The sequence below is a fragment of the Acinetobacter gyllenbergii genome, assembly GCF_001682515.1.
In the GTDB taxonomy this organism is placed as follows: domain Bacteria; phylum Pseudomonadota; class Gammaproteobacteria; order Pseudomonadales; family Moraxellaceae; genus Acinetobacter; species Acinetobacter gyllenbergii.
Genome location: NZ_KV575261.1, coordinates 196,562 through 218,814, shown reverse-complemented (window position 1 = coordinate 218,814; position 22,253 = coordinate 196,562). Strand labels below are relative to the sequence as shown.

At 35.6% G+C, this 22,253-nt stretch carries 26 protein-coding genes and 3 pseudogenes; 15 read left to right on the top strand and 14 right to left on the bottom strand.

What is annotated here, in order from left to right; genetic code table 11:
• The first annotated feature begins 44 nt into the window (after window positions 1-44).
• The 5 genes from NG55_RS01175 to NG55_RS01150 all read left to right on the top strand — a co-directional run bounded on the left by NG55_RS01175 (window position 45) and on the right by NG55_RS01150 (window position 4,441).
• A complete protein-coding gene (locus NG55_RS01175; protein ID WP_065342081.1) occupies window positions 45-419 on the top strand; it encodes a hypothetical protein in 375 nt (124 codons plus the stop codon).
• Between the two features lie 813 nt (window positions 420-1,232).
• The gene (locus NG55_RS01170) at window positions 1,233-1,970 is read left to right on the top strand and encodes a DUF4882 family protein (protein WP_228704135.1); all 738 of its coding nucleotides are present in this window, start codon (window positions 1,233-1,235) and stop codon (window positions 1,968-1,970) included.
• A 218-nt stretch (window positions 1,971-2,188) separates the two neighbouring features.
• Window positions 2,189-2,524: a hypothetical protein gene (locus tag NG55_RS01165; protein ID WP_016539994.1), complete on the top strand. Its 336-nt coding sequence runs from the start codon at window positions 2,189-2,191 to the stop codon at window positions 2,522-2,524.
• 287 nt (window positions 2,525-2,811) lie between these two features.
• Complete coding sequence (gene bla, locus NG55_RS01155) at window positions 2,812-3,669, top strand: class A beta-lactamase (RefSeq protein WP_065342079.1); 858 nt, start codon at window positions 2,812-2,814, stop codon at window positions 3,667-3,669.
• 133 nt (window positions 3,670-3,802) lie between these two features.
• Entirely contained in the window at window positions 3,803-4,441 is a 639-nt protein-coding gene (locus NG55_RS01150; protein WP_065342078.1) for a GNAT family N-acetyltransferase, read from the top strand.
• A gap of 158 nt (window positions 4,442-4,599) precedes the next feature.
• On the opposite strand, the pseudogene NG55_RS21180 reads toward NG55_RS01150, so the two are convergent.
• The 3 genes and pseudogenes from NG55_RS21180 to NG55_RS01135 all read right to left on the bottom strand — a co-directional run.
• A pseudogene (locus NG55_RS21180) lies at window positions 4,600-4,800 on the bottom strand (DNA polymerase V subunit UmuC); the annotation flags it as partial.
• Between the two features lie 38 nt (window positions 4,801-4,838).
• Window positions 4,839-5,294: a LexA family protein gene (locus tag NG55_RS01140; protein ID WP_228704160.1), complete on the bottom strand. Its 456-nt coding sequence runs from the start codon at window positions 5,292-5,294 to the stop codon at window positions 4,839-4,841.
• A 301-nt stretch (window positions 5,295-5,595) separates the two neighbouring features.
• Window positions 5,596-7,047, bottom strand: a complete 1,452-nt coding sequence (locus NG55_RS01135; RefSeq protein ID WP_065342075.1) for a hypothetical protein — start codon at window positions 7,045-7,047, stop codon at window positions 5,596-5,598.
• A gap of 156 nt (window positions 7,048-7,203) precedes the next feature.
• Between NG55_RS01135 and NG55_RS01130 the strand changes: the two genes are divergently transcribed.
• Both NG55_RS01130 and NG55_RS01125 read left to right on the top strand, forming a co-directional pair.
• Window positions 7,204-7,551 carry a hypothetical protein gene (locus tag NG55_RS01130; protein WP_016539999.1) on the top strand — a complete coding sequence of 116 codons (348 nt, stop codon included), beginning with the start codon at window positions 7,204-7,206 and terminating at the stop codon, window positions 7,549-7,551.
• Window positions 7,552-8,040: 489 nt separating this feature from the next.
• Window positions 8,041-8,433, top strand: coding sequence for a hypothetical protein (locus NG55_RS01125; RefSeq protein ID WP_141669872.1), 393 nt, complete (start codon window positions 8,041-8,043; stop codon window positions 8,431-8,433).
• 28 nt (window positions 8,434-8,461) lie between these two features.
• On the opposite strand, the pseudogene NG55_RS01120 reads toward NG55_RS01125, so the two are convergent.
• A pseudogene (locus tag NG55_RS01120) lies at window positions 8,462-8,906 on the bottom strand (SOS response-associated peptidase family protein); the annotation flags it as partial.
• Between the two features lie 91 nt (window positions 8,907-8,997).
• On the opposite strand from NG55_RS01120, the pseudogene NG55_RS20440 reads away from it, so the two are divergent.
• Window positions 8,998-9,138: pseudogene (locus NG55_RS20440) on the top strand (G:T/U mismatch-specific uracil/thymine DNA-glycosylase); the annotation flags it as partial.
• Window positions 9,139-9,277: 139 nt separating this feature from the next.
• On the opposite strand, the gene NG55_RS01115 reads toward NG55_RS20440, so the two are convergent.
• The 10 genes from NG55_RS01115 to NG55_RS01065 all read right to left on the bottom strand — a co-directional run bounded on the left by NG55_RS01115 (window position 9,278) and on the right by NG55_RS01065 (window position 18,691).
• Window positions 9,278-10,399 (bottom strand): phage integrase Arm DNA-binding domain-containing protein, encoded by a 1,122-nt coding sequence (locus tag NG55_RS01115; RefSeq protein WP_065342073.1) that lies wholly within the window; start codon window positions 10,397-10,399, stop codon window positions 9,278-9,280.
• Window positions 10,400-10,401: 2 nt separating this feature from the next.
• The gene (locus NG55_RS01110) at window positions 10,402-10,632 is read right to left on the bottom strand and encodes a hypothetical protein (protein WP_005153261.1); all 231 of its coding nucleotides are present in this window, start codon (window positions 10,630-10,632) and stop codon (window positions 10,402-10,404) included.
• Between the two features lie 16 nt (window positions 10,633-10,648).
• A complete protein-coding gene (locus NG55_RS20775; protein WP_141669871.1) occupies window positions 10,649-10,882 on the bottom strand; it encodes a hypothetical protein in 234 nt (77 codons plus the stop codon).
• A complete protein-coding gene (locus tag NG55_RS01100; RefSeq protein ID WP_065342072.1) occupies window positions 10,843-11,562 on the bottom strand; it encodes an ERF family protein in 720 nt (239 codons plus the stop codon). Before NG55_RS01100 ends, NG55_RS20775 begins: the two co-directional genes overlap by 40 nt.
• Window positions 11,563-11,573: 11 nt before the next feature.
• Window positions 11,574-12,119: a hypothetical protein gene (locus NG55_RS01095; RefSeq protein WP_065342071.1), complete on the bottom strand. Its 546-nt coding sequence runs from the start codon at window positions 12,117-12,119 to the stop codon at window positions 11,574-11,576.
• Window positions 12,120-12,430: 311 nt separating this feature from the next.
• On the bottom strand, window positions 12,431-13,792 hold the full coding sequence (locus NG55_RS01085) for a DNA cytosine methyltransferase (RefSeq protein WP_065342069.1): 1,362 nt from the start codon (window positions 13,790-13,792) through the stop codon (window positions 12,431-12,433).
• 63 nt (window positions 13,793-13,855) lie between these two features.
• The gene (locus tag NG55_RS01080) at window positions 13,856-14,818 is read right to left on the bottom strand and encodes a PleD family two-component system response regulator (protein ID WP_065342068.1); all 963 of its coding nucleotides are present in this window, start codon (window positions 14,816-14,818) and stop codon (window positions 13,856-13,858) included.
• A 2-nt stretch (window positions 14,819-14,820) separates the two neighbouring features.
• The gene (locus NG55_RS01075) at window positions 14,821-17,283 is read right to left on the bottom strand and encodes an ATP-binding protein (RefSeq protein WP_065342067.1); all 2,463 of its coding nucleotides are present in this window, start codon (window positions 17,281-17,283) and stop codon (window positions 14,821-14,823) included.
• 14 nt (window positions 17,284-17,297) lie between these two features.
• Complete coding sequence (locus tag NG55_RS01070) at window positions 17,298-18,023, bottom strand: restriction endonuclease (protein ID WP_065342066.1); 726 nt, start codon at window positions 18,021-18,023, stop codon at window positions 17,298-17,300.
• Between the two features lie 2 nt (window positions 18,024-18,025).
• A complete protein-coding gene (locus NG55_RS01065) occupies window positions 18,026-18,691 on the bottom strand; it encodes a LexA family protein (RefSeq protein ID WP_065342065.1) in 666 nt (221 codons plus the stop codon).
• Between the two features lie 133 nt (window positions 18,692-18,824).
• Between NG55_RS01065 and NG55_RS01060 the strand changes: the two genes are divergently transcribed.
• From NG55_RS01060 to NG55_RS20950, 7 genes are read left to right on the top strand one after another with little or no spacing between them, the layout of a single operon-like run.
• Window positions 18,825-19,076 (top strand): hypothetical protein, encoded by a 252-nt coding sequence (locus NG55_RS01060; protein WP_065342064.1) that lies wholly within the window; start codon window positions 18,825-18,827, stop codon window positions 19,074-19,076.
• 24 nt (window positions 19,077-19,100) lie between these two features.
• Window positions 19,101-19,553, top strand: a complete 453-nt coding sequence (locus NG55_RS01055; RefSeq protein WP_065342063.1) for a phage regulatory CII family protein — start codon at window positions 19,101-19,103, stop codon at window positions 19,551-19,553.
• A 58-nt stretch (window positions 19,554-19,611) separates the two neighbouring features.
• Window positions 19,612-19,896 (top strand): hypothetical protein, encoded by a 285-nt coding sequence (locus NG55_RS01050; protein ID WP_065342062.1) that lies wholly within the window; start codon window positions 19,612-19,614, stop codon window positions 19,894-19,896.
• Complete coding sequence (locus NG55_RS01045) at window positions 19,893-20,180, top strand: hypothetical protein (protein ID WP_065342061.1); 288 nt, start codon at window positions 19,893-19,895, stop codon at window positions 20,178-20,180. The genes NG55_RS01050 and NG55_RS01045 overlap by 4 nt, the downstream gene beginning before the upstream one ends.
• Window positions 20,177-21,016, top strand: a complete 840-nt coding sequence (locus NG55_RS01040) for a DNA adenine methylase (protein WP_065342060.1) — start codon at window positions 20,177-20,179, stop codon at window positions 21,014-21,016. The genes NG55_RS01045 and NG55_RS01040 overlap by 4 nt, the downstream gene beginning before the upstream one ends.
• Window positions 21,013-21,936, top strand: a complete 924-nt coding sequence (locus NG55_RS01035; RefSeq protein WP_065342059.1) for a helix-turn-helix domain-containing protein — start codon at window positions 21,013-21,015, stop codon at window positions 21,934-21,936. The genes NG55_RS01040 and NG55_RS01035 overlap by 4 nt, the downstream gene beginning before the upstream one ends.
• The gene (locus NG55_RS20950) at window positions 21,933-22,106 is read left to right on the top strand and encodes a hypothetical protein (RefSeq protein WP_171257913.1); all 174 of its coding nucleotides are present in this window, start codon (window positions 21,933-21,935) and stop codon (window positions 22,104-22,106) included. Before NG55_RS01035 ends, NG55_RS20950 begins: the two co-directional genes overlap by 4 nt.
• Window positions 22,107-22,253 lie beyond the last annotated feature (147 nt).

Sequence of the window (22,253 nt, the reverse complement as noted above, 5' to 3'; positions counted from 1 at the left end):
TTTCAAATGTGATATATCTTATTGAAAATATATAAGAGATCAAAATGAGAAAAGTATTTTTTCTAGTAGGAATATTACTATCAGGTCATTGCTTTGCAACTTATAACCAAAACTTTGAAAAGGAGTATTTGAGAATTTTGGATGAAAGCCAAGAAAAGCTTTTAAAAGAGTATCAGTTCAATGAGTCCTATAAAGGTCAGGAGTTAAGTGAGGCTGAATGGAAAGAAGCAAAAAAAATCCAATGTGATGGGATGAAAGCAGAGTTTGCATTTTATCAACTCGTTACTAGCCGTTATGACGAATTCGTGGCGTATCACAAGCAGAATAATTTAGAGTTGGTCTATGATGAAAATAGGTACATACAGGAATTTAACAACTTAAAAAAGATGATGAATGATCCTGAAAATGAATGTAATTAAGTAACTAGTAATTAACACCTTCTTTGTATCTTGATGAGAATGGGACGTTTTCCCTTGATCATGAAGGCTACGAGATCCAAGAAGATGCTGATAAAGATAAGGCTGATATCTTGGGAAAGTCATTCAACTCTACAAGTATCAAAAAATCTACGCATCGAAAACACCGCACAAAATTGAGCAAATCAAATTTTTAGGTGGTCATCCCTGGGCCACCCGGATCATCTTATGCCGCAGAGTCTATCTTGCTGGCATTTGGCACGATTTGCAGATCCAGACGATATGAATAGGGTACGCCGTTATCTATAGATCAGCAGGCTATTAATGTTTATGCCGAGCATAATGATTTGTCTGTTGGTCCACATATCTTTAGCGATTGCATTTTTGCTTTGGATGATTTGTTTTAGATGAGGTTCATAAAAAGTCTAAAGCCAAAAATAAAAGTGGGTGAGCAAATGATAATAATTTAACCTCCTTTGTTAATTAAGTTGTTGAAGTAACAGCTATAATTTTATGGTGTGTTGAAAGTGCATGAGTTATGTAAATATATAAATTTTTAAAGAGCTTTAATACGGTGGGGTTTTATCTAACTGTGGCCAGGATCTTGCTAGCATCACTTCTTTTTAATTTTTACTTTCTAAATCTAAAATAAGTGTTAGATAAGCAAAAATCCACCTTCGGATGGTTTTTTAATGACCTTTTATCCGATTTCACACTTATTGAAAGTGATTTATTTATACTACTTGTTCAATTATAAAAAAGGTAAACGAAGTGAAGAATATAATATTGGGCATCCTTATCATAGCCATTCCTGCAATGAACACTTTCGCAGCGTGTACTTATAATTTTGATGCTAACCAGACGCAAATAAATGCGGTTTCATCAGGAGCTCTACCTTTTCCAATTATTTCTGGGCAAAAAGTTTCCTTAACCATAAGCCCGACAACAGGAAGTAAAAGATACGTTGCTGCAAGTGGAAATTTTGGCAATAAGCAATTAAGTCAACCAGGCAAAATGATCGGCGATGTTGCACTATCCCAAAGTAACATTATTGCCTATGAAATGATTGTGAAAGTTCCAAATGTGGTCTTAAGTAACAACAGTATTATTGGTCTTTTCCCGTTTACTTTTTTTGGAACTAAAGAAGATAAGCATGTTTTATCCAATTCGATTATGAGTCTTAATAATATACCTGAGGTTTCAAACCAAATATTATCAGCATGGCAATCAAGAGATCTGTCAAACAGTGCCTTAATAGGTGAAAATGCTATTGATAATAATGCTTTGAATAACGGAGTAAGGTTAGGTTTTTACATCAATCAACAGACTCAACAAATTGGTGTAATTTCAAATGGCACAAATTATGGCTATGTGGGAAGTTACTCTACAAAGCCAAATGAAGGTTATTTTCTAGCACAAATTGCTGTTCAAGATATTCCATCAAACTCAGCTATGGTAGGGAAAACATTTTCACTTGAGCTAGTTACGGACCGTACTAAACTTCAAAACACTTATCCTACTGGTGCAAAAGACATTTGTGGAAATACAATCTAATTGAGTTAAACCACCATCGGGTGGTTTTTTAGTAAACTTATTAAGCTTACTAAATAAAGTTGGAGAAAACTTTTAAAAATCGTTGTGAAAGTGGTAAAAAGGTAAAGAAATTTCAGCTGCTATTTATGGCTTAGTAAAGATCTACCGTGAAGATGCAGAAAATAGTGTTTGTTGGATAAAGTTGCCTGGTTTGTATCATCCTTAATTGGAGTTTATTTATGAGTGAATATAAATTTACTGCTGCCGATCTAGATGAAGAGTTTCATCAAATGACACGTGAAGAGCTTTTACAGGATATTGCTTACAGAATTCAATCTGATAGAAAAATGATAGAGCTTAATTGGGAAGAAAAGCAGGCATTATTGGATGAGAATAAAGAGCTTAGAGATGCCATTAATTTCGGAACAAGTGTCATTGAGGATGCAAAACAGGAAATTGAGTACTTTGGAAAAGTGCTCAAAGATAATTCCAACACGATTTTGATGTGGAGAAGAACCAGTTATATATTAGCCACACTACTACTATGGTTGGGCGCTCTTTTACTTTTCAGTTAATACTAGAATGGAAACCCGCGGTATGCGGGTTTTTTATGACTATAGTAAAGCCCCAAGGGGCTTTTTCTACATTCAAGAGTAGTGTCATTTACCATGTAGGGCCAATAACAAGATCAACAAAAATATTCATGTTGAAATATGTGCAAAAGCCTTTGATAGAGGCTTTATTATTGAATACATTTAAGCCATTAAATAATGATAAAACATTTGATTAACTTAATAATTAAATTTCTAGAGGTATACTTGGCCACGCTTAATTTTTTAAATTTTTAATATATGGATGCAATATGAAATCGTTATTGAAATCTGTCATAGCTGTTGTTTTGTTTGGCTCTTCGGTGTCAGCTACTATGGCTGCTACTCTGGAAGAGCAAATCAAAACCCTATCCGAAAAGGGATGGCAGATTGGTGTATCTATCCTGGATATGGATGATAAATTGATTTCGATCAATGGCGATAAACGCTTTCCTTTGGACAGCACTGTAAAAGCGCTTGCTTGTGCGAATGTATTGGCGAAGGTTGATGCTAAAAAGCTGACTTTAGATCATTCAAAAACGATTCAGCAAAAAGACCTCGTTACTTATTCGCCAGTGGTCAAAGATTACGTAAATAAAAAACTGACGATCAAACAAGCTTGTGAAATTACGACCGCATACAGTGATAATACGGCAGCAAATTTTGCGATAGAGGCAGGTGGAGGCCCTGTAGGCCTAACCTCATTCATGCGTTCAATTGGCGATGAAGTTACAAGATCAGATAGATATGAACCAGATCTTGTCATTAATCCCGAAGATGACATCCGAGATACAACGACTCCCAATGCCATGAATGCCAGTATGAAAAAGTTATTGACGGGTAATGTGTTATCTAAAAGCTCAAAAGAGCAATTAAAAGAATGGATGATAGGGAATAAAGTTGCAGACAATATGTTAAGAGCTGCTTTACCTAAAGGATGGAAAATTGCTGATCGTACGGGTGCCAGTGATTATGGCATTAGAGGTTTAACTTCAATGGTATGGTCAGAAACTCATGCACCTGTATTTATCAGTATTTATGTGAGAAAAAGTGAGACTTCTTTAGATGAACGCTCAGAAGTTATTAAACTTTTAAGTGATCATATTGTGAAAGAACATTTAATTAAATAAAGAAGAATGTTCATTTGATCAGTTAGATAGCCTTCATTAGAGGGTTATCTATTACGATAGTTAAAGCATTGAGAACTTGAAATAGCTTTGAATCGCAAATTGTATTTTTATTGAAGTTAAATGAGTGTGAGTAATGAGTAGGAATGTTTCTTTAAAGTATGAAGCTGCAGAAGAATTGAGCGAAAATGATTTAGACAAAATAAACCAGATGATCGTATTTACTTGGGATTATCATTCATGGGTTCCTCAAAAGAATGTGAAACCTATGGCGGAGTTTTTTCTAGGTGAGGTTATTATAAACTCCTCTCGTATCTTTGTGGTACGTAATGAGAATGAGATTGTTGGAGTTATTGCAGCATCAATGATAGATAATATTAAGCAGAAAGCTAATGCAAAAATAAGAAAATATAAGGCTTTAAAGGAAATAATCTTAGAAAAGAAAGAAGATGTTTTTGAGGGTTATTTGGATACATTGATATTAAATGAAAAATTACTTCTAAAAAGTGGTAAGAAATTTGTTGCATCCTTAAACTTATTTATCCTAGATGAACAATATCAAGGTATGGGAATAGGCAATAAATTGTATTCAATGTTTACCGATTATCTTACTGAAATGAAGGTTAAAGAGTTCTTTCTTTATACGGATGATAGTTCAAACTTTCAATTTTATGAAAGAAAAGGTTTGAAGCGGATTGGCGAAGAAAAATATAGCTGGGGTGGAGATACAGACAATGCTGAATTGTATTACCTGTACGAAGGGCAAGTAAAATGACTAATTGAAAGTTGCTGTCAGGATTATAGCATTTTATATGATTCTGATTTTTTGAGCTTTCGCCTACTGTACCTAATGTCGGTATAAGTTGCGGTCTTGTCTATCTAGCTTTTCCTATAGTTTCTAATAGCTCACGATAAGTTAATTTAAAAATTAATTCACTGTGATCTAAATGGATTTCTACTCAGTTTATCCCAACTCATGGACCAATTACGGTTAAGTATAAAGCAAGGTCCAATTCCTATCTTCTTATATTTAATTCCTTCTTCGTAGATATGGTTCAGCATCAATGTAGCAGCCTTAGCCAATTCAGGCGCAAAGTCTGTAGGCTCAGGAAATGTATAGCTGACATAGCAATTGTTTACGTCAACTAACACAAATACTTTATTTTCGTACTTCATATTTTTCTTGTGTTTTTCAGTACGAAAGTAACGACACCCCAAACTTCTAGCAGTTGGTCATCATCAAAATAAATATTGCTGTATTCAGGATTCTCGGCTTTTAACCCGATTCGGTCATCTTCATCAAGCATTAAACGTTTAACGGTAAAATGATTGTTGACCAAGGCAACAATGATATCTCTATGCTTAACTTCTAAACGACGATCAACAATCAATTCATCATCAATATCAATACCAGCGTTTTTCATTGAGAGTGAGCCGACTTTAACAATGAAGGTCGCGTATTCATTACCAATTAAATGCTGATTCATATCGATATAATCTTGGGTTGGGGAAGGGAAACCTGCTGAAATTTTTTCTATTGCGACAGTGATAGCCATACGCATAGAAGGTTGTATCACTATGATAGAAGATACATCTGAGAATAAGTCATGCCTGAGATGATTCTTGATTTAGATGATTTGGTTTGAATGGCTCATGGCTACAACTTGAATTTGTAACACATTCAAGTTGTATTTTAGGTTTGGCCTAAAATGTTTTCAAATTTTAAAATTTTAGTGGAAATAAAGGGAAGTCATTACTTGTCGCTGCTAGTGTGCGTTTGGTCGGAATTTACGCGTGTCTTCTGTAGAGTGTTCGCTTGGGTTTTTCAAAACTAAAAATTTCTGACAGTCTGAATAGAAATTGAAAAAGCCCTTAGTTCAAATATGCTATTGGAGCTTAATTGAACAAAGGGCCATAAGTAAAAAATGATCAGCTAACTTCAATTTCAATCCCTGAATTCTCGTTTACAGATAATACTCTTATCGTGTAACCAGATTCTTCATCGATCAGTGTTCTCCCAATAGTTAGCGGGGAGTCTTTAGAGTCGGTATTTGGGGTTGTGTCAATTATTGTATTGGTAATAGTGTTCAGAGAGTCATATTTCACTTTTCGAACAGTTAAACCATTACTAATTGTTTGATTGGGCTTTGCTGAAAATTGGTCATAGCGCCCTTGATTAGGACGGTATTCGAATTCTAAATATCCCTCTTTATGAGCGATACGAAGGCCCTTATTTCCTTTTTGTGAACTAAATGCGGGCAATAAGGTGTATTTACCTTTTGACTCAATATATGGCACATTTTCACGGTCAAGCCATCCCAACCACAATCTGTAATTAACGGTATATAAGGCAGCACCACCAGCACCTAATGCATCCCCATAATCTATACCCCAACTTTCAGGTGTTGCTGTTTTAGTTAATTTAACAGTACTACCATTCACCGATTCCGTGGTTATAAATTGAGTATGCAGAAAACCTTGATTGTGTCCAAATTCATGTGTCCACATCCAGTATTTATGACCGGATCCATTGGAGTGGATTCTTGTTCCATTGATGTCTGCTACAGCACCATATTTACATAGATTTGTAGCTGGGAGTTCTACAAAAAGATATTCATAGGAAATCCCTTTGTCTGCTGCTAATTTTTTAATAGGATTGAATATTTTCTCGTTTTTTTCATCTCCTGAGCATGAACTAAGTGGGGATGAACTTAGTTTGATATTGTCTAAAAACTCTCCAGATATAGTCGCTCTACCATTAGAAGAAAGTTCAATATTTTCCTGAAGATTTAGTTTGTTACTGGAATTTTTAAACACAGCATTGTAAACGTCAGTTCCATTTTGAGGCTTTTGCCCATCAAAATAAGCATTGACCAATAGAACTTTATGGTTACCTAAAAAAGCGCTGGGATTTTCATATTTTCCGCTAAATTTCCAAATGGATTTATCGCCCCCCAATTGACTATACGTAACTCCTGAATTGGCCAGATTGGCCGCTAGATAATTAGGTTGCTCAAGTTGAGTTTTGTACTGATTAAAAATACTAAACTTGTTAGTTGAGGTTTGGCGCAGATAAAACTTTCTATATGTTGAATATCCTGGACCTGTACAAGAATCATATTTGTTCGTAACAGCATTAAAACAAAGAGATGGATTTGCCTTATTTTTTAAGTACCAATACCCACTGTTTTCAGCCTTTACAAAAGCCCATTGTTGGTTTTCTGCCCCAGTCGAACCTGAGAAGGACACTGAATTATCTGCATTTAAAGTTAAAAAGTTGCTTCCCGAAATTCCAGTATTTTCCAGTGTAGAGTATGTGACTTCAGCATGAGCAGAAGAACATATTGATAATAGAACGATTGGTATTAATTTTTTTTGCATTATCTTTTACCATTTTTTAATGGACTTTAAGGGTATGCGGCTCACAATCAAAACACTTGGGGATAACTATGTAAACATTGTTTGGTTTATGTAGGATATTTTTATAGGATTGTTTATTTTATGATTTAACAGAGAGCGGATAAAAGGAGTATATAGATGAGATATAAAGTGTTATTCATATTGGTGTTTATCGTGTTGGCATTTATTGTGTATACATTTAAAACCGATATAGCAAAAGTAAATAATTCAAGTTTAAATCATTCAGATAACAGAGAAAGTCAAGTTAATGAATCTAGTGTTACAAGTGATGTTGGTCTGTCTAAAATTACTGATAATAGTGCTCGATTAAAGGGGGCTGAAGTCACACAAAATGCAAGTAATAAAGAGCATGAAGTAAATGAACATCAGCAGAAAACCGCTGAAGAGCAGGAGGCTGAGTACGATCGGAATTTCGCAGAGTTAGAGGCAGCACAAGAAAAAGAAATGGAATTAAGAAATAGGTGAGGATTCAGAAGATAACGCTGAATGTAAAAATCAAAAAATTTTTTGCCTTTAATTATTTTATTTCATGTTTAGGCTCAGAAGTGTATTCATCAATTGGCATTTCAACTAAAAAGTCTTTAGCTTGATCATGATTGCAGTTAAGCCAGTCATTATGGCGGCCTTTGGGGATGACTACAATCGATCGCTTTTCATCATCAGGTGCATGGAATTGGTTTTTTGATTACCTATTCTTGTTTTTATGTGCAGTCATTACCGATAATGATCTTCTAAACCAAGCCATTTTTAATACGATTAAGTTTGATCATAATATCTACTTGATCTTTTGGTGCCTTTCGGTTTCAATCTACACGTGTATCCTCTGCAAACTATTAGTACAACAAAATAAGTTGAGTGATTAATAAATATGCATTTAAGCACTAATATCATCAAAATTTTTTTTACTTAAATAGATATTCCGTAGAGACAATATTTTTAAGTGGGAATTTTATTGTGAATTTAATGAATTTTTTTAGGTCTATTTTAACTTTTTTCTCATGGTTGGTGGTTGCTTTTCCTGCTATAGCTTCCTTGAATTTTGATCCATTATTTCTCCAAATTGTACTATTTTTTTTGATTTTATTTTTTATTGTTATGGGTAGGGTGAATGTGTTTTTTTATATACTTAGTTGTATATATATATTAGTTGTTTATATTCCTCCGTATATGCACTTTGTAGTGCCATATATGGATGGGGTTGCTTGGGGGGAGATATTAGGTAGCTTGATTGATAAAAAGATTTTTAATTTAAAGTCAATCTCTTGGGTGGTGGTATATACATCTTTGTATAGCGCGAGTACATTTTTTTTGATTAAAAAGAATTCAAATTTAAAAAGTTATGGATAAACAAAAGTGCAACATTCTGTGTCGCTCTTTAATGGGTATTTGGGCGGAATTTATGCTTATCTGCTTTCAGAGCTGCTGTGTAATCATCAATCGGCATTTCAACTAAAAAGTCTTTGGCTTGATCATGGCTGTAAGTAAGTGCAATCTTTGCGCCTTCCTTTCGAGATTACTACGATTGAACGTTTTTCATCGTTTGGTTCATGGAATTGTTTCATAAATGGGTGATCATCAGCATTGATCGTTAACATGCTCATTGATGAAATAACCAGCTCACCGTTTACAGTCACATGTTCATAAATACCAACAGCAGTGAACGGCATATGGTCTTCTCGATAAATTCCATACCAATGGGATTTCCCATCAATGTATTTGGGTTCAAAAATAGTCTCTACTGGAATCAAGCAGAATTGATTTTTAGACCATGCATGTCGAAAGCTAGGCTTTGTTGCCACGGTCTCAGAATGGGCGTTATATTAGTCAACAAAAGAACCAAGCAAAAAACGGGAATATTCTATAAAATAAACGAAACTTTTCGCTCAATTTAAAATTTGGCTCTTTATATAAATGACTGATATAGAAATAGAAACACATCCATTACAACCGTTTCTACCTGCAACTGCAAAATTGCTGATGCTCGGCAGTTTTCCGCCGCCACAAAGCCGTTGGAAGATGGATTTTTACTATCCTAATTATCAAAACGTAATGAAGTAAAATCAAATTAAGACATTGATTTATATTAATTATAGCTATAAAAATCAGTGTTTTTTAACGCAAAAATGGGACTTATAGAAATCATAGAAAACAATAACTTATAAACCCCATTTGTTAAAAGATTTTATGTCATTTAGGCAAATGGCAAGGCAATCCCCACATCTACGTCATTCCAAACAATTTCATGTCCTGCCTCATAATGTTCTGTCATTTTTACCGAGCTGTGACCAGCTAATGCCTGAGCACTACGACCAGCTTTTTTATGCAGAAAAATAGCCAATGCTCGTATTTCATGAAAAGTCGGAATTTGCCTACCTTTCAGATCCGGATATGCCTTAGCACGTTTAACAATCCTCAAAAACTCTTCGGATAAATATTGAGGGAGAATTTGAGTCCAATGCTCTTTATTCGCATTCTTGGTTTTACGCTTAGGGATTTGATGAATTACAAATGGAGTAAGAAGTTTATCTGGTTTGCATCGATCTAAAACCTTTTGCGGTTCTGCATCAATTTTAATTCGCACATACCCAGCACCTTCCATAACATCAAATTCATCCATTGAATCAGTCGTGGTTTTCTGTTGTGCAATATGAATATATCCATCATAAATATCAGTCCAACGCAAGGCCACAATATCAGTACGTCTTTGAGTAGTTAAAAGAGATAGGTCAATTGCGTTCTGAAGCCACAATGGGGAATGAGCCCTAATCTGTTGTAGTCCCGCAACGGTATGGCGCTTACGTTGTCTCTGAACGTGCTTTGTCAAAGTAATACGGGCAGGGTTATCAGGGCAGATACCCTTACTCATCGCAACATCAAAAATATTGCACAGTAAGCTTCTTATCGCCTTTCTGTTCGAAGGTGTCAGTTCATCTAATTGATCATTTACCATTTTTAAAGTAATTGAGTCTAAAGATATCTTGCCCCAAACCCTGTAAATTCGGTTTAAATGGATCTTGTAATTCTTCTTTGTGTTTTCAGATAAAGGCCGCCCATCTTTACGTCTTTTTTCTTCTAAAAACTGTTCGCAAAAATCTTTAAATGAAATTGTCTTGCCAGTGACGCTAGAAACATAATCTTCTTCCTGAATCAGTAATGAGTTAAGTTTGCGTGCAGCTTGAACTGCAATTGCCTTGTTACTCCCCATGGAATGAAACTTACCCGTTTCAGGATGGCGATATCGCCAAGATTTTCCATTCGCTTTATAGAGATTCGCAGGCAAGTCTTTGTTGCCTGCATTTCTAGAACGTGACATTTTTAACCTTGCAATACTTTATTTACTAACTCATCGCCAGTTTGCTTTTCATAAGCTTCCCAGTTGATGTACCAGGTACCACGTTTGCCATCTTCTGCACCATGTAATTCAGCAGGTAATTTACCTATTCGGCATTTACGTGTGATGGTTTGAGGAGTAGGAGGTGTCGCACCATCGCTTGCATCTCCATAGACTCGTTTAATAAATTCAGATACTCGAATTAAGCAAGACATAAATATTTCACCTTAATTAGTTATTTATTTTTTCAAAAGACTGCATGCGTGCAGCCTTTTGATTGGTTAATAGCGATACTGAGACATCTTTGATTAATTCATTGCCTTGCAATATCTGCTGTTTAGCTTGGAGAGCTGTCGTAGCCTCTACACGTCCTCGTAAGCTGCCTTTGCCGTGAAGCTTGGCCACATACTTAAAGATGTAGGTTTTTACGCACTCCAACCCTCCATGTCCTTTTTTGCTTTGCATGCCTGCACAATCTGAGCTTCATAGCGTGTGCCTTTAAACTGCTTATAGATCGCACCTAGATCTGCTTCTTTGTCGGTGTGATGAATTGCGTTTAAAGCCTGCTGAAACTCATTGGTCAGCTGCTGCGCTGCATTTGGTTGAGCATTTTGGTTTTGCTGCTGCCGTTGTTGCTGTGCAGGTTGTTGGTTCTGATTGCGCTGCTGATTTTGAACAGGTGCATTCTGTTGATTATTACGAGCCTGTGCATTGGTTTGCTGATGATATGCATCAGTATCAGCATCTTGGGTATCATCAATAAGGAACAGGCCATTCAATGCGTATTTACGTGCATAGGAACTGGATGAGCCAAAGGTTTGGGCAACATCCATTCCTTTTTTATTGATCTCGACACCAGCATGTGCGGTGGTCATGGTTTGTTTACCATCGGCATCAGTAAAGACAGCTTTAGCTGTAATCACCACTACAGGGCCGATCTCATGCACCTCATCGCTAACAACAAGGGTAGCACCGTATTTTTGCAATAGCGGCTTAACACCTTCAAGAATGTCTTCTAGGCTACGGTAATGGAATTTACCAAAGCTGTTGTATTTGCTTTTTGGTGCTTTTAACTCAAGCTGAATAAGTTGTAAGGCATCTAGAGTATTGGTTGATGCCATTTGTTGATTCACGGCTGCATTCATCATAAATCTCCTTAGGCACCGTTATATTGCGCGATGCGGTAATCGATACGCTGTTCTTTGCTATAGCGTGGGGTTTGGCTTTTCGCTCTGCGTTCTATGGCGCGTTGGTAATTTACGATTTTCTTGATATTACCTTTTAGCCAATACACCGATAATTCTTCATCTGTGATCGGGCGTGCTTGGTTTTCTAGTGATTCTTTAACCAAAATAGAATGCCATTCAAAGCGTGGGGCTTGAGCTCCACCGAAGAATTCACCATCAAAATCAGAGGTGTAGTTTAACGATACTCTGACCAGATAAATTTTTGGGCCAAGGCGTACGTTGTAGTAGCCATTCATGTCTTTACAGATGAATTGCGCGAAAGGTGTGGTATAGCGTTTCTTTTGCATGACAGGCTCCAAATTCTTGGTCTTACCCTGTGTATATGATGCTGAAACCCCAGTATTTACAGGGCTTACAAGTCGCTTTGCGTCATAGCTTGTCGGTTGTATTTTGTTCGATAATGACGAGTTGAATAGCTTAGTTTCTGGGTTAGAAGCTGTATGTAATTGTCCCATGTGCTTATCCTCCAAAGATGCCGTAAATGACAAAGGTAAGGAGAAGCCAGAGTAAGAAAACGACTAAAATAATAGGGAAGAGCTTAAGCGCATCTTTTAAGTTGGCTTTGATGAAGTCGAGTGTACTGACCTGATAATCAGTAGCAGAAGGGTGTTGGTGTAAACGTTGGGACGTTTGACTATGTATAGGCTTTTGTTTCATACTTATCTCGCAGTTTTCTGTAAAGCCCCGTTCATCCGCCAAGAGCACGGGGCTTTTTGTTGTCTATGAGATAAATATTACCAAAAAGGTAATTTATTGCAAGTTGATATTACTCTTTTGCAGAAATTAAACTTTTTATATGCTCTAAGGTGTTGCTAAATTCAGATTTTAAGAATAAACCAATTCCTTCCGCCATCAAGGGAGGAACTGCATTTCCTACTTGAGTGTATTTAGGGCAACTATGTTTCCGTCTTTCCCCACCAGTAGTGTAAGGTCCGTAAAATTCATACCAATCTGGAAAAGATTGCAAACGTGCAAATTCACGAACTGTTAATATTCGAGGTTCATCATAATGCAACATATCTTCTGGTACAGTTGTTACTGTTGAAGCTGGTTTATTTATATCTAGAACTTTTGTAATTAATTTTTTAGTGTAAATTTCATTTTCTAAATAGTCTTTTGGTAGTGTTGTACGCCGACGGAGATTGTACTTTTTTCTTATTCTTTGACTATCAATATCTTTTAATATTTTTGCAAATTTTCTTGATGTATTTTCATTATGATTAGCCAAGCGTAATCCAGTAGGTAAAAAATCATCTCCAAGATTGTTTCTTATCAAATTTAAATATGTATTATCTATTTTATTACGGGAAGCTATTTGAAAAAAAAGCTTACTTTTAATATCGGTTGCATTAATTTGAGGGAATTTTTTATTTGTTGTATAAAATGTTTTTAGATCATGTATAGCTTCACCAACACTTACAATGTCAGGTAGATTCTTTAATTTTTTAAAATTCGCTGCAAAAAATTCTAATTCATTCTTCAAAAATGGAGCAGCCTTTGAGGAAATTTCAAGAATTTTTTGTATACTTAAAGTAGATAATCTAGAATCGATTTGATCAAATCTTATACCAAAAAGTATAAATCGAATACGTTGTTGAGGAACTCCCCAAATTGAAGCATCTTCAATAAAGGAAATGGGGAAGTACCCAGACTCTATAAGTTTTACTTGAATTTCATAAGCTGGAGAAGGGCTTGTACTTTTTATTTTATATGTAATCCCCTTAACATTTTCCATTACAATAAATTTAGGTTGAACTAAACTTACGATTTTAAGATAGTCAAAGACTAACTGGCTTCTTGGGTCATTTGGATCTCGTCTTCCTGCTGTTGAAAAACCCTGGCAAGGAGGACCTCCAACGACAAGATCTATCATTTGTTTTTTACCTAAACTTTTTAGGTAGGTTAGTTTTTCATCAATTACTTCATGAATGTTGTGATGTTTAATAGGGATTTCAGAAGAATCCCATTGAAAGCTATTCTTTAAATAAGGATTAGGTGTAACTAAATTATTCTTTAGACTCTCAAAAGCATCGGGGTTCTTTTCAATAGCAAAAAGACCTGTAAAACCAGCATTTAGCAGTCCTAGAGATAGGCCCCCACAACCAGAAAACAGGTCTATAAAACGCATATATTTGACTAAACTAATAAGTTAGGGGAAGTATATTTCAATTTTTGAAAAAAAACCAGGACTCTATTCCTTTTTTACACTATCAAGATTTCCATTTGTCAGTAAGGCCTTTAAATCAATAAAATTATCTCTGTGTGTAAGAAGGTTTTGTCTCAAGTTTTGAAACTCATTTTCTCCAAATATCTTTTCATCAACTTTAAAAATTAATTTACCATCTTGGATAACAGGCTTAGCATGGGCTAGAGAGTTTCTTGGTTTGATAACTTGATCATCATAATTATTAATGATTTCAAAAATATTAGAAATATTGTAATCATCTAATAATTTTTCCAAAAAATTTTTTAAGATTTGAGATTTTATCGAACTACCGCAAGCTCGGTGTTCGATAAGGTTCTGGAAGTTACAGCCATCAACATTCTCAATTATTTTTTTAATTTGCTTTAAATTAGATGTATTTGAATCCTCTATTTTACGTTGAATGTAGTGGTAGGTTTTGCTTTTTTCATCAGGACATTCAATTCGATTGTGAAGACTAGTTAAAATATTAATAATTTCCTCATCAAAATCGCTAACAGCCTCCATTACAATCCCACGCATATGATTCAAGTCCAGAATTTTTTTTATTCTATTATAGATAATATTGTAGGCTTCATTTTGAAGAGTAAGCCTTTGTACACAGAAAATGCCATCGATATTTTGATTGAAAATTTGCTCACGTAGTTCTGTAGGGGTTGAAGAACTATAGAAAATTATATCTGTAAGAATTTGGGAGTTTCTTAATTTTTTAGCAATTTTTGCCCCATCAATATCAATTCGGCCTAGATCATAATCAAGTAGAATAAGATCACTATCTTCTACAGAGCCTTTTATTGTGTGAACAATACTATTTAAGTCACCTGTAGGCTTGTTCCAATCTACAATGAGATTAAATCCTAATCTGCTTAGTCTGGCTCTTAAGCGGTCTTCGACTTCTTTAACGTTGTGAGGTTGATCTTCGAGCCATAAAATTTTGTAATCTAAACGCATAACTACACCAGTCTGATAATAAATTGAGTACCACCTTTGAACGTTTCATTCAAAGTAATACTGCCGCCCATTTGCTCGATTATATGTTTAACATGATATAAGCCTAAACCTGAACCTTCAGTAGTACTGAACCCTTTTTCAAAAATTCTATTTTTTTCTAATGCATTAATTCCTTGTCCATCATCAGAAACTTTTATTTCAATTTGTTTAGTATTCATTTTTTCAATATTTACATTTACCGTGGTAGAGCCTGCTTTCCGGGAGTTATCTACAAGATTATCTATAACCATTGAAAGCTCAATGGGAAGAAATGTTCTTTCGAATACATCAATATCACTAGCGAACAAAATTTGAAGAATATCTCCTGCATAAAGTTTACAAATTCTTTCTAAATATTCTTTGATAAATAAAATTAAATTTTCAGTTATAGTTTCTGATTGAAGTCTAAAATTCGCATGTGTAGCAAAACGTGAAACAGCAAGTATTTGCTGGTTCTTAAATGTTAATTGTTCGAAAATATTAATTAAATCTTCTTTTCCAAAAAACTCGTTATGATTTAGCTTGTCAATTTGATTAGCTAATAAATTATGGATTGAAGATGAATAAATTCCAATTTGATGGTGTAGATTTACAATATTGTCTTTATCTATTGATGAGTTTGCTGTTAAAAATAAATTTCTCTTTTTTTCTTCCTCATAAGCTAAGGTTACTTTATCTTTTTCAGCTAAAGCTTCTTGTTTTTCTTCTTCTGCTTGCTTTGCCGCTTGCTCAGCGTGCTGTTTTTGTCTCTCTGCTTCTATACGTGCCTTTTGTGCTAAACGAGCAGCTTCTTCAGCTTTTTTTCTAGCCTCTTCTGCTTCATAGGCTTCTTTCTTAGCCAGCTCTTCTGCTTGTTTTAGTTCTAAATATCTTTGCTCAGCTTTATAAATTCGGTCCCATAATTCTTTATCGTTTGCTTTTCTAGCTAATGATTTTAGCCCCTCTAATGACTCTTCAAATTGCTTTGATTTTTCATTAAGAATCGATATTAAATTCTTACTATATTCTATTAGCTCGATATTATTCGTATTAGTTAACTTTGAAACAATATTGATTAATCTAGCTTTTGCTAAGTCAGTATTCAATCTTTCTGGAGTATCAATGTCCTTATCTAAGCTATCTTTCCATGTAACCTCTACAACATAAGTTTCTAACCTTTTTATACATTTATCCATGAAGCATTCGACTAGTTGGAGATATGCAGGTGTTTCTATTAGGCCCTGATCTCGGCTAGAAGCTTCTTTAAATTGATCTTCAGTTCCGTTTACATCAATTTTTCCAATAATTTCACGTGTGCCTAAATATCTTGCGTAACCTTGCTGTTTCCTACGATCTAGGTGAAAAGTATCATCTCCCTCATTACCAATAGGAAAAACACGAAAACCATTACGGAATACAAAAATTGAGCCAAATGATACTGACGTTACTCCCATTCTTCGCTTAAATGTCATTTTTGCAGCAGTATTTAAATAATATATGCTTGCTTCAAAATTACAATTTTTAATTAAATTAAAATCATTTGGTTCTTTAATTTTATAAATTAATTCACCGCGGTCTATAAGAGTGGAGGTGATATAATCTCCGTTGTCTGTGAATTTTACCTCAAGATGCGTTGATTTTGATTCTAAGGTATCAAAGATAAAGTTCTTAATTGGACCATTAACAATTGGTAAATAGTCTTCATTATTTAATTGCGATTTAACTTCATTCTGATCTTGTTCTAATTCATTAGGAGCTAAAATGGTGATCTCAAAATCATTTTTTTGCTGAAATGGGTTTATTAGTTTAGCTAAGGACTTTCTAAGCTCTAATAACTTCTTTCTATCCCATGTTTCTCTAAGTTCGCCTATTTCTATAATAGTACCGTGTTTAGGTATCTTTATAGATCTAAATAGTGAGTGGTCATAGAATAGATCTATTGAATATTTCTTCTCATCCAAATTAAATTTGTTTTCAGTACTATTAAGAACTTTTATTTCTTCAAAACGGTTCTGATCGTTTGATTCAAACTTATCCCATGATATATCTAAAATTTCATTATGATTTTGCTGACTTTCATGTATTGTTTGAAGTTTTAATGTTTTTCCTAGTCTATCACATGAGAATCTACCTACACCTTTGCTTCCAGCATATACTCTATTGTTAGTATTATTTCTATAGTCACTACTATCTAAACTATTACCAATTTTTTTCTCAGAATAAGCTACAAACAACCATTTTTTTACTAAGTCACTGTGTGTCATACCGTGACCATCATCAATAATTATTATTCGATCTTTATCAAAATATAGTTGTACTTTTTTTGCACTTGCATCAAATGAATTTTTTACTAATTCAAAAATAGCAACAGTATCATTAATGATTAGGTCTCGGCCAATAATATTTTTTAAGCCCGAGCTTACTTTAAAGTTTAGTTGGTTTCCCATAATATTCTCTATTCTTAATTTATTGGTCTTCTATTCATCGTAATAGGTCCAAATAGCAATTTTTCTGGATTGTTTGCAGCAAAACCCACTGGATAAATTAAATGTAAATAAACAGATTTATTGTATTCATCATCTTCGATAGAAGTTAACCAAAAGGTATTATCTTTACATTCACATTGGTATTCATCCTCGTCGTTTAAAGAGAACTTTTCACTACATCCCCAGCACCATACATTAAAATTAGAACATGTATCGCATTTTGCTGAACAGGTTACAGTCATTGGATCATCTGTTGTTATTAAAGTAGGATTTAGTTCCCAAATTAGAGAGCCAGTACAACCTTGAGATGAGCAATATTCCCAACCATAGAATCCTATGTTTTCAACTTCCTCTTCTGTTAATAACCGAATGGTAATCAATTCTTGAGCTCTTCGAAGTGCAGCTTTAGTGTATCCATTCGGACATACTAATATGCCCCTCTGTGCATTTACGTCCCGCATCATTCCTTCAAATTCTTCAACTTTTTTAATATCTATCGGCCTTTTATGATATTTTGCATCAACAATTATTCTTCTATTACTTTCCCCATTTTTACTATCTAATAGCACATCAATTTGTCTTGAGATACCGCTTATAGATCCTATGATTTTTGCATTAGGCACAACTGTCGTATCAAAATCATATTCATCAAACATTAATGAAGATACTATCTTTTCATATAATTTTGAGTTTATTTTCATAATTAAACATCCCTATATAACCCAACAACTTTTCCAACCAATTTGCATCCTTCACGAAGCTCGATAATCTTTTCAAGCCATTTGGGGTTCAAAGGTTCTAAGTACATACCGTTACTTTCTACAATCAATTTCTTGAAAGTCGCTTCTGTTTCACCTTCACAAGCAACAATAACCAGATCACCTGTTTTTAAATCACTTATTTGAAAGTCAGGATTCACATATATTTTGTCACTAGGGCGGAAGTCTGGAAGCATGGATTCACCAACAACCTCTAAACCATAGCCATTTTTTCCACATTTAGGATTAGGAGGTAGCCACTCTTCAAATTGTGTCCCAGCTGGTACTCCATCTGCAAAAGTCCAAGTTCCAGCTTGAACCCAAGAAATTACTGGAATCAATTTACCAATTAAAGGAATGGGATCAGAAATGTTTACATCTGTAGATGTAATTTCATGCTCATGAGGTAAGTCTAACCACCCATGAGGTTTATCAAAAGCAATCTCGATTTCACGAGCAACTTTGTTACCAATTCCTTTTATAGGATTAGTTCCAGCGAATTGGCTTGCTTGCGATTGACCTTTCCCAATTTTGTCAGCAAAACTGGATACACCGCCAACTTGATCAACAAGTAAACGAGTATTTTTGTATCTAATTGATTTGCTGTCCATATTTATCCTAAATGTTCTGTGACATGTCACATATGTCAATTGTAGTTTTATCACCAAAAAGGTAAACAAGAAAAAAGGTTGTATTTACATTACCTAAAAGGTAATATTTGGATTGGTTAGAGAGGATCAATCTATGCGATTTAGAGACTTCATTTTAAAAATGACTCCTGAACAATTGGAAAAGTATGCAAAAGCTGCTGGCACAACAAGTGGTTATCTAAAGACACATCTTTTATATGGATATAAAGAACCACGTAGAAAACTCCGTATAGCTTTAGTTCAAGCAAGTAATGGTCAAGTTTCTGAACAGGAAGTTTTACAACACTTTGGGTTGTATCCAGTTCAATCATTACCTAACCAAAATGGTAATGAAGTAGCCATCTAATAAACACGTTCAAAAGGACTCGCAATGAACATATTAGATGCGGCTTACCACACGGTTCACGACTTTAAAGGCGGGGCAAATGCGCTTGCATCACGCATGGGCATCAAAAGCCCGGCGGTGCTCAACAGCAAGGTCAACCCAAATACGGAAACACATCACCTGACTTTGCTCGAAGCCACAAAACTCATGGGCATAACAGGGGATTTTCGAATACTTCAGGCGATCTGTGCAGAACATGGCAAAGCTGCCATCGACTTACCAGATATACCTGAGTGCAAAAGAGACAGTTGTTTGATGGATACCTTTCTTAATATCGGTATCAAGAAAGGCAACGTAAGTAAGCAATTTAGAGAAATGCTTGCTGATGGGCGAATAACACAAGGCGAGGCAATCGACATGGCAAAGGTCATACACGAAATGCATGTACTGCTTGCCACGCTGGAGCAACAAATTAACGCCTGTATTCAGGACAAATAAAAAAACCGCTTTCCTGCTGTAACAGGTCAGACGGTCATATTCAATCGAGGTAAATCAAATGAATGAAATAAATATAACAAACGAAGTAACAACCCACAACAGTGACTTTGTTGTGGGCGATATGGTGGTGTCTGTTTGTGAAGGAGTAATTCCAAACATCTTTGAAGTGGTGGAAGAAGAGCACGGTTCATATGACGAGTTTATCAAGTGCAAACCACTTGGATCTAAAACAGGCTTTGTATGTTTTCTTGCGATCAATGAGATCCGTCATGCATCCGTGGCTGAATTGTCAGCACAACGCCGTATAACCAAGTCAGAACAAGCTTTAGCGGAGGTTTCATGAATACAAAACTTCCAGATTACAAACAAATTCAGGCAATACAGTCCTGGTATGAACCAGCTCTGGATCTTTTGAATAAATTACTCGAGCGTAATAAAGCAAATCTCCGTAAGCGTGGATACACCGAAGAAAATGCAGCAATAACCCGTGAAGAGTTTAGACAGCAGCTTGCTCGCCGTGGACGTATTTCATTGCATACGGCGGGAGAGATTGAAACGAGTTTGTATAAGGCTCAGAAGGTTGAATTCATGGGTGGGTATATTCGACCTAAGGTTGGTGAGTTATGAGTAGCTTAAAACATCCGCTTATCCGATATCACGGTGGGAAGTTTAGAATTGCTGATTGGATTATCTCTAATTTTCCTGTCCACAAAACATATGTAGAGCCATTTGGTGGTGGAGGTTCGGTATTGCTTTGCAAAGAACCAAGCCAAATAGAAGTTTATAACGATCTTGATGGTGAAGTTGTAAACCTATTCCGTGTATTACGTAATTCAGAACAACGTATGAAGCTAGAGGAACAACTTTATTTAACTCCATTTGCTCGAGCTGAGTTTCATCTAGCATATGAAGATAGCAATTGCCCAGTAGAACAGGCTCGCCGAATGATTGTACGTGCTCAGATGGGTTTTGGATCTGCAGGAGCAACAAAAGGTAGTACAGGATTCAGAATGGCTGGTGGACGACAAAAAAATTATGAAATCCAGCTTTGGGAGAAATACCCAAATCGACTTGCTGAGTATGCGGAACGTTTAAAACAAGTGTTAATCGAAAATCAGGAAGCAGTAAAAATCATCAGTCTATATGACAATGAAGACACACTGTTTTTTGTCGATCCACCTTATGTGAGAAGCACAAGAACAGCAAATGTTGTTGCTTATCGCTATGAGATGAGTGATGGCGATCATATTGAATTATTAGACCAACTTAACCAGGTAAAGGGCAAGGTACTGATTACTGGATATGATCATGAGATATATAACGAAAAACTCTCTCATTGGAAAAAATTAACAAAACAGGTGCAAGCATCTGGAAAAATGGGCGGTGTGTCACGACAGGAATGCCTTTGGATAAATCCTCGAGCTAGCGTAAATAGTGACTTATTTAGCGGGGTGATGACATGAGTTTAGATGCAACTATTTGGGCATTTAAGGCAGCGGTCAAAACATCAAGCCAAAGACTCGTCTTACTTGCCTTAGCCGATCGTGCCGGCGATGAACATAAATGCTATCCAAGCCTAAAACGCTTGGAGAAAGATACGGTACTCAATCGTAAAACCATCATTAAAGTTCTAGATGAACTTGAAGCAGCCGCATTCATAAAATTTACAGGTAAAACGACAGGTAACGGAGTAAAAATCTATCAACTGATAGGTGTTGTTGGCCGAGAAGATGAAGATCCAACAACTACCAAAAATGGAACTAGTACCAATAACGGAACGGGTACCAATTTAGGTACTGGTTCCAAAAACGGTACTAGTACCAATAACGGAACTGCCAGTAGTACCAAAAACGGTACTGCAACCAGTACCAATATTGGGACACAGAACCTCCCAATGAATCTCTCATTAGAATCTAAAAATAAAAAACACTGGTTTTGTTCAAAAAAATTGAGTGAGGAAATTGCTCAAGCAAATCCTGAGATCAATCCAAATGAGATCATCTCAGCAAGTTGGTTCAATCGTGAATTTAGAGCATTCGAGAAATTCAATGCTGAAAAATCTATGTGTGATGAACTCATGATTTACCACTTTGCAAACTGGTTACTTGAGGCAAAGGCAAAACTCGACCGCATGAATCGATCTGCTCAACCAAGCAAGAAACAGGAATCAAAATCTGAAAACAACCTCACTGAAAAACAAATCAAATTTTTAGCAGGGAAGTTATCTCGTATTCCAGATTTCGGGAAATACGCCGTAGGTAATGAATCTCACGAGCAGCTTGCAGTGCGTTTAGAAACCATGCTGAAAGATCCGAGGAATATCCAAAAGTGGGCTGAGTATTTAACCCAAGTTGGATTTGAGCAAAAGGGGAATGCGGCATGAAGCTCACAGAAGCTCAAAAAAAGGATTTAGCAAAAGTAGTTGCTCGTCGTGACAAATTACGAGGAAAATACAATCGTAGTGGACTGTCAAACACGGATTACAACGAGCTACTTCAATTAGATAAAGCAATAGAGCAGATGCTTAAGGTTGGTTCAAATGAAAAGTATTAAAGAAAGATGGAATGCATGGAAGCATCAATCATGGTTGATTTTGCTTCTAGGGTTAGGACCAACAAAATGTGCTCTTGACGACTATTCGAAGGCGAAAGCTGTTCAAGCCGAAATTCATGAGAAGGAGTCTAAATGACCACAATCATT

What these genes read in the sequence shown, in the direction of transcription:
- NG55_RS01175 (WP_065342081.1), top strand. Translation starts at nt 45, where the DNA reads ATGAGAAAAGTATTTTTTCTAGTAGGAATATTACTATCAGGTCATTGC.
- NG55_RS01170 (WP_228704135.1), top strand. Translation starts at nt 1,233, where the DNA reads ATGAACACTTTCGCAGCGTGTACTTATAATTTTGATGCTAACCAGACG.
- NG55_RS01165 (WP_016539994.1), top strand. Translation starts at nt 2,189, where the DNA reads ATGAGTGAATATAAATTTACTGCTGCCGATCTAGATGAAGAGTTTCAT.
- bla (WP_065342079.1), top strand. Translation starts at nt 2,812, where the DNA reads ATGAAATCGTTATTGAAATCTGTCATAGCTGTTGTTTTGTTTGGCTCT.
- NG55_RS01150 (WP_065342078.1), top strand. Translation starts at nt 3,803, where the DNA reads ATGAGTAGGAATGTTTCTTTAAAGTATGAAGCTGCAGAAGAATTGAGC.
- NG55_RS01135 (WP_065342075.1), bottom strand. Translation starts at nt 7,047, where the DNA reads ATGCAAAAAAAATTAATACCAATCGTTCTATTATCAATATGTTCTTCT.
- NG55_RS01130 (WP_016539999.1), top strand. Translation starts at nt 7,204, where the DNA reads ATGAGATATAAAGTGTTATTCATATTGGTGTTTATCGTGTTGGCATTT.
- NG55_RS01115 (WP_065342073.1), bottom strand. Translation starts at nt 10,399, where the DNA reads ATGTCACGTTCTAGAAATGCAGGCAACAAAGACTTGCCTGCGAATCTC.
- NG55_RS01110 (WP_005153261.1), bottom strand. Translation starts at nt 10,632, where the DNA reads ATGTCTTGCTTAATTCGAGTATCTGAATTTATTAAACGAGTCTATGGA.
- NG55_RS20775 (WP_141669871.1), bottom strand. Translation starts at nt 10,882, where the DNA reads ATGCAAAGCAAAAAAGGACATGGAGGGTTGGAGTGCGTAAAAACCTAC.
- NG55_RS01100 (WP_065342072.1), bottom strand. Translation starts at nt 11,562, where the DNA reads ATGAATGCAGCCGTGAATCAACAAATGGCATCAACCAATACTCTAGAT.
- NG55_RS01095 (WP_065342071.1), bottom strand. Translation starts at nt 12,119, where the DNA reads ATGGGACAATTACATACAGCTTCTAACCCAGAAACTAAGCTATTCAAC.
- NG55_RS01085 (WP_065342069.1), bottom strand. Translation starts at nt 13,792, where the DNA reads ATGCGTTTTATAGACCTGTTTTCTGGTTGTGGGGGCCTATCTCTAGGA.
- NG55_RS01080 (WP_065342068.1), bottom strand. Translation starts at nt 14,818, where the DNA reads ATGCGTTTAGATTACAAAATTTTATGGCTCGAAGATCAACCTCACAAC.
- NG55_RS01075 (WP_065342067.1), bottom strand. Translation starts at nt 17,283, where the DNA reads ATGGGAAACCAACTAAACTTTAAAGTAAGCTCGGGCTTAAAAAATATT.
- NG55_RS01070 (WP_065342066.1), bottom strand. Translation starts at nt 18,023, where the DNA reads ATGAAAATAAACTCAAAATTATATGAAAAGATAGTATCTTCATTAATG.
- NG55_RS01065 (WP_065342065.1), bottom strand. Translation starts at nt 18,691, where the DNA reads ATGGACAGCAAATCAATTAGATACAAAAATACTCGTTTACTTGTTGAT.
- NG55_RS01060 (WP_065342064.1), top strand. Translation starts at nt 18,825, where the DNA reads ATGCGATTTAGAGACTTCATTTTAAAAATGACTCCTGAACAATTGGAA.
- NG55_RS01055 (WP_065342063.1), top strand. Translation starts at nt 19,101, where the DNA reads ATGAACATATTAGATGCGGCTTACCACACGGTTCACGACTTTAAAGGC.
- NG55_RS01050 (WP_065342062.1), top strand. Translation starts at nt 19,612, where the DNA reads ATGAATGAAATAAATATAACAAACGAAGTAACAACCCACAACAGTGAC.
- NG55_RS01045 (WP_065342061.1), top strand. Translation starts at nt 19,893, where the DNA reads ATGAATACAAAACTTCCAGATTACAAACAAATTCAGGCAATACAGTCC.
- NG55_RS01040 (WP_065342060.1), top strand. Translation starts at nt 20,177, where the DNA reads ATGAGTAGCTTAAAACATCCGCTTATCCGATATCACGGTGGGAAGTTT.
- NG55_RS01035 (WP_065342059.1), top strand. Translation starts at nt 21,013, where the DNA reads ATGAGTTTAGATGCAACTATTTGGGCATTTAAGGCAGCGGTCAAAACA.
- NG55_RS20950 (WP_171257913.1), top strand. Translation starts at nt 21,933, where the DNA reads ATGAAGCTCACAGAAGCTCAAAAAAAGGATTTAGCAAAAGTAGTTGCT.